This is a genomic window from Oribacterium sp. FC2011 (genome assembly GCF_000701645.1).
GTDB lineage: Bacteria > Bacillota > Clostridia > Lachnospirales > Lachnospiraceae > Oribacterium.
Map to the genome: position 1 here is coordinate 1 of NZ_JNJM01000045.1, position 7,450 is coordinate 7,450.

10 protein-coding genes and 2 pseudogenes are annotated in these 7,450 nt (G+C 40.1%); 10 read left to right on the forward strand and 2 right to left on the reverse strand.

Annotated elements, in window-relative coordinates; genetic code table 11:
* Window positions 1-182, forward strand: a pseudogene (locus T357_RS21560) (hypothetical protein); the annotation flags it as partial.
* A gap of 284 nt (window positions 183-466) precedes the next feature.
* On the opposite strand, the gene T357_RS0117905 reads toward T357_RS21560, so the two are convergent.
* The gene (locus T357_RS0117905; protein ID WP_031555611.1) at window positions 467-814 is read right to left on the reverse strand and encodes a winged helix-turn-helix transcriptional regulator; all 348 of its coding nucleotides are present in this window, start codon (window positions 812-814) and stop codon (window positions 467-469) included.
* A 119-nt stretch (window positions 815-933) separates the two neighbouring features.
* Here T357_RS0117905 and T357_RS0117910 point away from each other — a divergent pair, with 119 nt between their 5' ends.
* The 3 genes from T357_RS0117910 (at window position 934) to T357_RS0117925 (ending at window position 2,598) form a co-directional block, all read left to right on the forward strand.
* Window positions 934-1,629 carry an AzlC family ABC transporter permease gene (locus T357_RS0117910; protein ID WP_031555614.1) on the forward strand — a complete coding sequence of 232 codons (696 nt, stop codon included), beginning with the start codon at window positions 934-936 and terminating at the stop codon, window positions 1,627-1,629.
* On the forward strand, window positions 1,622-1,945 hold the full coding sequence (locus T357_RS0117915) for a branched-chain amino acid transporter permease (protein WP_031555616.1): 324 nt from the start codon (window positions 1,622-1,624) through the stop codon (window positions 1,943-1,945). The genes T357_RS0117910 and T357_RS0117915 overlap by 8 nt, the downstream gene beginning before the upstream one ends.
* A gap of 431 nt (window positions 1,946-2,376) precedes the next feature.
* Entirely contained in the window at window positions 2,377-2,598 is a 222-nt protein-coding gene (locus T357_RS0117925) for a hypothetical protein (RefSeq protein WP_031555619.1), read from the forward strand.
* A gap of 142 nt (window positions 2,599-2,740) precedes the next feature.
* Here T357_RS0117925 and T357_RS0117930 read toward each other — a convergent pair whose 3' ends face one another.
* Window positions 2,741-3,613, reverse strand: coding sequence for a LysR family transcriptional regulator (locus T357_RS0117930; RefSeq protein ID WP_031555622.1), 873 nt, complete (start codon window positions 3,611-3,613; stop codon window positions 2,741-2,743).
* A 122-nt stretch (window positions 3,614-3,735) separates the two neighbouring features.
* On the opposite strand from T357_RS0117930, the gene T357_RS0117935 reads away from it, so the two are divergent.
* From T357_RS0117935 to T357_RS0117960, 6 genes and pseudogenes are all read left to right on the forward strand, one after another.
* Complete coding sequence (locus T357_RS0117935; RefSeq protein ID WP_024865572.1) at window positions 3,736-3,951, forward strand: hypothetical protein; 216 nt, start codon at window positions 3,736-3,738, stop codon at window positions 3,949-3,951.
* 20 nt (window positions 3,952-3,971) lie between these two features.
* Complete coding sequence (locus tag T357_RS0117940; RefSeq protein ID WP_031555627.1) at window positions 3,972-4,973, forward strand: alpha/beta hydrolase; 1,002 nt, start codon at window positions 3,972-3,974, stop codon at window positions 4,971-4,973.
* A gap of 12 nt (window positions 4,974-4,985) precedes the next feature.
* A complete protein-coding gene (locus T357_RS0117945; protein ID WP_031555630.1) occupies window positions 4,986-5,528 on the forward strand; it encodes a flavodoxin family protein in 543 nt (180 codons plus the stop codon).
* Window positions 5,529-5,540: 12 nt separating this feature from the next.
* Window positions 5,541-6,146 (forward strand): cyclophilin-like fold protein, encoded by a 606-nt coding sequence (locus T357_RS21915; protein WP_049962552.1) that lies wholly within the window; start codon window positions 5,541-5,543, stop codon window positions 6,144-6,146.
* A gap of 89 nt (window positions 6,147-6,235) precedes the next feature.
* Window positions 6,236-6,664 carry an IS200/IS605 family transposase gene (tnpA, locus tag T357_RS0117955; protein WP_031555634.1) on the forward strand — a complete coding sequence of 143 codons (429 nt, stop codon included), beginning with the start codon at window positions 6,236-6,238 and terminating at the stop codon, window positions 6,662-6,664.
* Window positions 6,664-7,450, forward strand: a pseudogene (locus T357_RS0117960) (IS200/IS605 family accessory protein TnpB-related protein); the annotation flags it as partial. The gene tnpA and the pseudogene T357_RS0117960, both read left to right, overlap by 1 nt.

Sequence of the window (7,450 nt, forward strand, 5' to 3'; positions counted from 1 at the left end):
TGGTACAAAGAGACTGGTACTCATCATTTTTACTTTACTGTTACAATCATAAGACCAAAGCTGTAGACAAAGAGAAATGTATTGCGACTTTTGACAAGTGTCACACAAAAGAAAAAGCCCTGATCGCATGGATCAAGGCTAACAAGATTAAAATACTAAACAGCGGAATTAAGGTAGCTTAAAACAATTAAATATGGGCGATTGACTGTACGTCCTTGTCACAAGACAGAAATTTACCGCTAATGTGGTCGTTGGACTGCTTGGTAATGAAAGTCCTGATTCAAATAGATTTACACCTGTAACTCCAAAGTCTGAAAATGATGTACGATTACAGGCTAGGCTTGGTAATCAGAACCCCACGGGCTTGCCCGTGGGAGCAGTCAGTGCCTCAATCAGTATAAAGACCGAATGCTGGTAAGTAACATCATCCATTTCGCTAAGAAGCATTGAAATAAAAAAGCTATGGCTAATCCTGCTCACAAGGATTTGGCTGATGGGTGTACTCGAAATAATACCGGCCCCACTCCCGCAATTCAGTGATCAGTGGAATCAGTGTTTTTCCGAGTTCTGTAAGTGAATACTCTGTCTTTGGCGGTACGATGGGATATACCTCACGATGAATCAGCTGATCTTCCTCAAGCTCACGCAGCTGAAGCGTCAATGTATGCGCAGTCGCTTTAGGAATTAATCGTTGAAGCTCATTGAAGCGTTTTTCTCCATCGATAAGGTGCCACAGGATGATGGGCTTATACTTTCCTCCGATAAAGCACATAGAAGCTTCAATTGTGCAATTGAATTTTTTGCCGGATTTCATATTTCCTCCTCACAGTATCAAAAATGATAGTACCTATCTATTTTTAGAGTACTTGTACAGAACAATGATATGCCCTAAAATATAGCAAATCTATTTTCATATCAATGGGAGCGAAGTCAATGAAAGAGTTTCGTTTTGCAGTCAAAAACACGATTCCTATTTTTTTCACATATCTGTTCATCGGTATTGCGTTTGGTATACTGATGAGCGATGCCGGTTATAGCATTTTACTCACCACTGCTTCCAGCTTATTTATTTTTGCCGGATCTATGCAGCTTCTGATGGTTCCAATGATGACTTCCGGAGCATCCCTGACCTCACTTGCGTTTATGGCTTTCTTCATCAATGCCCGCCATATTTTTTATGGCATCGGTTTTATCGAGAAATTCCGCAGAATGGGCTGGCGTTATCCGTATATGATCCTGACTCTGACCGATGAAACATACTCTGTTCTCTGTTCTGTAAAGTATGAGGCAAACCTTGATGAAGATAGGGCCGCGTTCATGATTGCCATGCTTGACCATTTATACTGGGTATTCGGATCTTTCATAGGCGCCTGTGCCGGACAATTCCTGCAATTTGATATGAGTGGGATTGATTTTTCCGCTACAGCATTCTTTTTGGTTGTAGTCGTTAACCAATGGCAGCAGTATCGTTCCAAATTACCTTTCTTAACGGCGGCTGTCTGTGCGCTAGGATTTTACCTCTTGCTCGGAAAAGAGTATTTCCTGATTCCCACCATGATTAGCTGTCTTATCGCACTGATACTGCTCCGCAGACCCATTGAAATAAAGGAGGGCATCCCGAATGAATAATACGGCTTATCTGATTGCAGTCATTTCCGTTATTACAATTGTCACGTGGATTCTTCGTGCCTTCCCGTTCTTGCTATTCGGCAGCAGACCGTTGCCTAAAACGATACAGTATCTAGGCAGTGTGCTTCCTCCCGCAATTATGATGGTACTTGTAATTTATTGTCTTCGGAATATGAACATCGGACAGTTCCCATACGGGATTCCGGAACTCATCGCCTGTACATTAATTGTCATTCTGCAACTCATAAGGAAAAACATGTATTTGTCTATCATTGCCGGAACTGCTTGTTATATGGTATTAATTCGTGTTGTTTAAGTAAATTATAGTATAGCCTCGATATTTTTATACAAGAAAAATTGCAGCTATACACTTTAAGATCGCAAAGCTGTGTCTTTGTCCGTTTGGGGCAAATATCGTGAATATAGGTTGACAATACAAGCCGTTAGAACCGGACATCACCGGTTACTGACGGCTTTTTTCAATTATTAAATGATTATAAACTTGTTATAGATGTGCATTTTTTTGTTATGAGTACGAGTAGAATTAAGATATCGAAGCAAGAGATAAGTCGATATTTAGAATAGGCAGGTATTTATATGGATGACGATGATGAGTTATTTGATTTATTTATGCTTGATAATATGCACCGAAATTCCGGTGGTTGCCTTTCATGTTTGATCTTAATGATCATGCCGGTAGTGCTGATCGTAAGCATTATCCAGGCAATATGTTAAGGGATTAAAAATATGGATAAGAAATTTAATAGAGAAGATATCCTTAGAAGGTTGCGTGCCTTAGTTATCTTATTCACCATCATTCTTCTATACAATACTTTTCTAGTAAAGCATAACCATCAAAAGGAAGAACAGATACAAAGAGAAAAGGAAATGGCGGAGATTCGCAGAAAAGAACGGGAATTGATCGAGTCAACAAGTGCAGACATTAGTCTTGGAGATTATTTAAAATAAGAAAAGGAAACTTTAAGTGGCGTGTAGCATTAAGCGTAAATCCCGCTGATAGCTACACGCCTCTTTTTGTGTGGTAGACAGAAAATGAATGATAATGAAGGGTGACTTTAGGCTTGATGGAAATCTATGGCCTTCTTGCAAATTATTTGAAAGTCTTTTTTATCTGCTCCAGAAACTTTTCAGCAATAGGAGTAAAGGTCTGATACTTATTCCAAATGAGATATAGCTCTGATTTCAGTTCCGGTGAAAGAGGCTTAAATACCATGTCAGTTCCTTCGGTATTTATCAGATTTTTAAATGTAAGAAGTATTCCAAGGTTTTCCCTTGCAAATACAGAGCCGTTATAGGAAAGTCTAAAAGAGCCTTCAAGTTTAAGCTCATTAAATCTGTCTTTGGCCCACGCTTTGATTTCATTGTTCCAGCTCTGCTCTGAGACAAACAGAGGCTGTCCTGTCAGGTCAGAGACCCGGATGGACTTTTTCCTGGCGAGGGGATGAGATGAAGGCATGATTGCTCCCCATACATCAGCTTCCGGAAACTTAACATATTCATATTTATTGCTGTCAGGAGTTTCACACAGTACAGCAAAATCTAAAATGCCTTTATCAAGCTTTTCAGTAACCTGCTCAGTATCTCCGCTGGTTATATGATAAGTGAAGTTTGGGTATTTTTCCTTTAATTTATAAATCTCTCTGGCAAGGTATCTGATCTGATAGCTTTCTGCCAGTCCAAAATATATATCCCCACCTGTTATATCATCCAGGGAGTTAAATTCCTGTTCTATCTTATCTGACATAGCAACAAGATCTTGGGCGCGGTCACGCAGCAGCATCCCCTCGTCAGTGAGCGAAATACTGAAGCTGTGCCTGACAAACAGTTTCTTCCCAAGTTCTTCCTCTAATGATTTTAATGTCTTTGAAAGAGTAGGCTGTGATACATGAAGCTGCTCAGCAGCCTTTGACATATTTTCTTCCCTTGCAACTGCAAGAAAGTATCTGAGATTTTTTATTTCCATGAAATCCTCCATAAAACTGACCATTTATATGTTATTCCAAAAACGAATATCATGATATTTATTTTATTCATTAGCGAAAACCTGGTCAAGGATTTACTATGAAATCAGAAGGAGTAAAAAAGATGGATACCAAAAAGATTCTTGAAAGCCTTACTGACATGGGCTGTGATGAGAAGGAAATAAGCTTTATGAAAAAGATGTATGAAGAAGGTGACACCGATACACTTCTTCGTGATCTTAGAAAATGCCGGTGCCATCTTATGGATGAGCTTCATGACAGTCAGAAAAAAGTTGATAACATGGATTTTTTGATAAGACAGATTCAAAAAGAGAAATGATAAAAACGGAGGAATGTAAAATGATCAGCAAAGAAGAACTAAACCTTGTAACCGAGTGGGATAAGACTTTTAAGAAAAGTGATAAGGTTGACCACAGTAAAGTAACATTCGTAAACAGATATGGAATCACCCTGGCAGCAGATATGTATGTTCCTAAGAATGCAGAGGGCAAACTTCCTGCAATTGCTGTATGTGGACCTTTTGGAGCAGTAAAGGAGCAGTGTTCCGGTCTCTATGCTCAGACAATGGCAGAGAGAGGTTTTTTGACGATAGCATTTGACCCTTCCTTTACAGGAGAGTCCGGTGGAAATGTAAGATATATGGCATCTCCTGATATCAATACAGAAGACTTCATGGCAGCAGTTGATTTCCTTTCACTTAATGAAAAGGTAGATCCTGACAGAATCGGAATAATCGGTATCTGTGGCTGGGGCGGAATGTCAATCAATACAGCAGCTCTTGATACAAGGATCAAAGCTACTGCAGCCATGACAATGTATGACATGACAAGAGTAAACGCCAAGGGATATTTTGATTCAGAGGACAGTGAAGAAGCAAGATACCAGCATAAGGCAGCTATGTGTGCTCAGAGACTGGAGGACCTTAAGGCTGGTGAATATAAGCTTGGCGGCGGAGTAGTAGATCCACTTCCGGAGGATGCACCTTTCTTTGTAAAAGATTACTATGACTACTACAAGACCGACAGAGGTTACCACAAGAGAAGTCTTAATTCCAACGGTGGCTGGAACGTGATCGGTTGTGAGTCTTTCGTTAATCAACCAATCCTTAAGTACAGCAATGAAATCAGAAGTGCAGTTTTACTTGTCCATGGAGAAAAGGCACACTCATGTTATTTCTCAAAAGATGCTTATGCAGATATGATCAGAGACAGCAAGTATGCAGATAACAAGGAACTTATGATAATCCCTAATGCTGTGCACACTGACCTTTATGATGGCGGAGATAAGGATTATATTCCTTTTGATAAGTTGGAGAGCTTCTTTAAGGAGAATTTGAAATAAGGATGGGATGATATGAGCAAAGTATTAGTGATTTCTACAAGTCTTCGTGCAAAGAGTAATTCCGAAATACTTACGGAAAAGCTTATAGAGGGAGCAAAAGCTTCAGGTCATGATGTGGAACATATAAGCCTGAAAGGAAAAAATATCAGTTTCTGTATAGGATGTCTGGCCTGCCAGAACACTCAGAGATGCATCATTAAAGATGATGCTGTTGAAATTGCAGAAAAAGTAAAGAATGCAGATACCCTGGTTTTTGCAACACCAATCTATTACTACGAGATGAGCGGACAGATGAAGACTCTTTTGGATAGGCTCAATCCGTTGTATCCTTCAGACTATAAGTTCAGGAATGTATATATGCTATCTGTTGCAGCTGAGGATGAAGAGTTCGTACCTAAAAAGGCAATTAGTGGACTCCAAGGGTGGGTTGACTGTTTTGGAAAGGCAGAATTTTCAGGGTCCTTATTCTGTGGAGGAATAGGTGATATGGGTGAAGCTTCAAGTAAAGCCGAGGAATTAAGTGAAGCTTATGATTTTGGAAAGGCTTTAAAATAAAGGGAATTTTCTATGAAAAAGAGATTGATTAAGATGGCACTCAGTGTGCTCATGATGGTTTGTGTTAGTGCCTGTTCAGGTAATGCGGAAACAGTTGATGAAAATCATTATTCGAGTGCAATCATTTCTGGATCTGAAGACATTGAAGCAGAGAGTACAGAAGAAACTATTTTATCAGAAGACTCAGAAACATACCGCACAGAAGAAGTTGATAATCAGGCTGCTGAGAATAATACTTCTTTTGATGAAACAGACATTGGAGAAACCACTATGATAATGAAAATCAGTGATACAAAAGTAAATGTGGATTGGGAAGACAACCAGGCTGTAGAAGCACTGCGGGATATGGCCCGAGAAGGTGATGTTACAATTCAGATGTCAATGTATGGCGGTTTTGAACAGGTGGGCTCAATTGGACAGAGTCTGCCGAGAGATGATAAGCAGACAACAACGAGTTCAGGTGACGTTGTACTATACTCCGGAAATCAGATGGTAGTGTTCTATGGTTCTAATAGCTGGTCATATACAAGGCTTGGTCACATATCTGATAAGAATGCGGAAGATATAACTGATCTTCTTTCTAATGGAGATGTTACTATAACCATTAGCGTTGAATAATTGCCGCCGCATTCTCGTGACTAGTCGTGAGTTAGGTGGCTTTTTGTTGGGAAGTTGCGATTTCTTTATACATATGGTATCATATACGTATGGCTAATATATTTGATTTACCGAATAAAAATGACCTGACATATGGTAGGGGTTACGTTTATTCTCTGCAGTATCATATTGTCTGGTGTACCAAGTACAGACGTAAAGTTCTGATGGATGGCATCGATAATGACATCAAAGCTTATCTAAAGTCTATGGCAGAGGAATATAAATTTACCATCACAGCCATGGAGATAATGCCGGATCATGTACATATGCTGGTAGATTGTTCGCCACAATTCGAACTCCCACGTATGCTCAAGATCCTTAAAGGCAACACCGCGAGGTGGATGTTCATGTCTCATCCGGAGATCAAATCAAAACTTTGGGGTGGACATCTTTGGAACCCGTCGTATTGTGTGGTCACTGTAAGTGACCGCAGTAGAGAACAAATCATAAACTATATCAATTCACAAAAAGAGCGTTAATGAAAATCCATACATTGTATAAAAGCCTAATCAAGCAAAGCTCTAAAGCCTTCGACGACACAGCAAGGCTTTATTGTCGTGCTGTCGATTTTTATATCAATGTATGCCTTAACGAATGGAAAGACGCTTCTAAATGTTCTAATTCAAAAGATGCCGTCAACTTTTGTGAAAGCGTTTCTCTGAGAACAAAGGCTCGCCCTGCAACGAAGTATGATTTTTCCGGACACCTGTATAAATTTCCATGTTATTTACGAAGAGCCGCTATTGCATCCGCTTTTGGAAAAGTGTCTTCCTATAAATCCAATCTTGCCAACTGGAATGCCAATCCTGTCGGCGAGAAACCGGGCATCCCTCATACGGGTCGTGATTTCCCGTTCATGTATAGGAAAAACATGTTTAACATGACTGGTAACTATACTGCTCAGGTCAAAGTCTGGATAAACAATACCTGGGACTGGATGGACATAGAACTTCGCAAAAGCGATATTGATTACATCAGACATCACTGTAAAGACCGCAAGGAATGCGTGCCGGTCCTCAGGAAGAGACACAGATCCTGGTATCTGGACTTTGCATTTGAGGAAAATGTAAAGCTGCCGAACGCTTCAAATATATGGACACAGCGTATCCTTGCTGTTGATCTTGGGATGAACCACGCTGCAACCGCGTCTGTAATGCAGTCAGATGGCACGGTCCTTGGAAGGGAATCATTATCTCTTTCAAGAGAATACGACTGTCTTTGGACTGCTGTTAACAGGCTTAAAGGGATGCAACAGCGTGGTAATC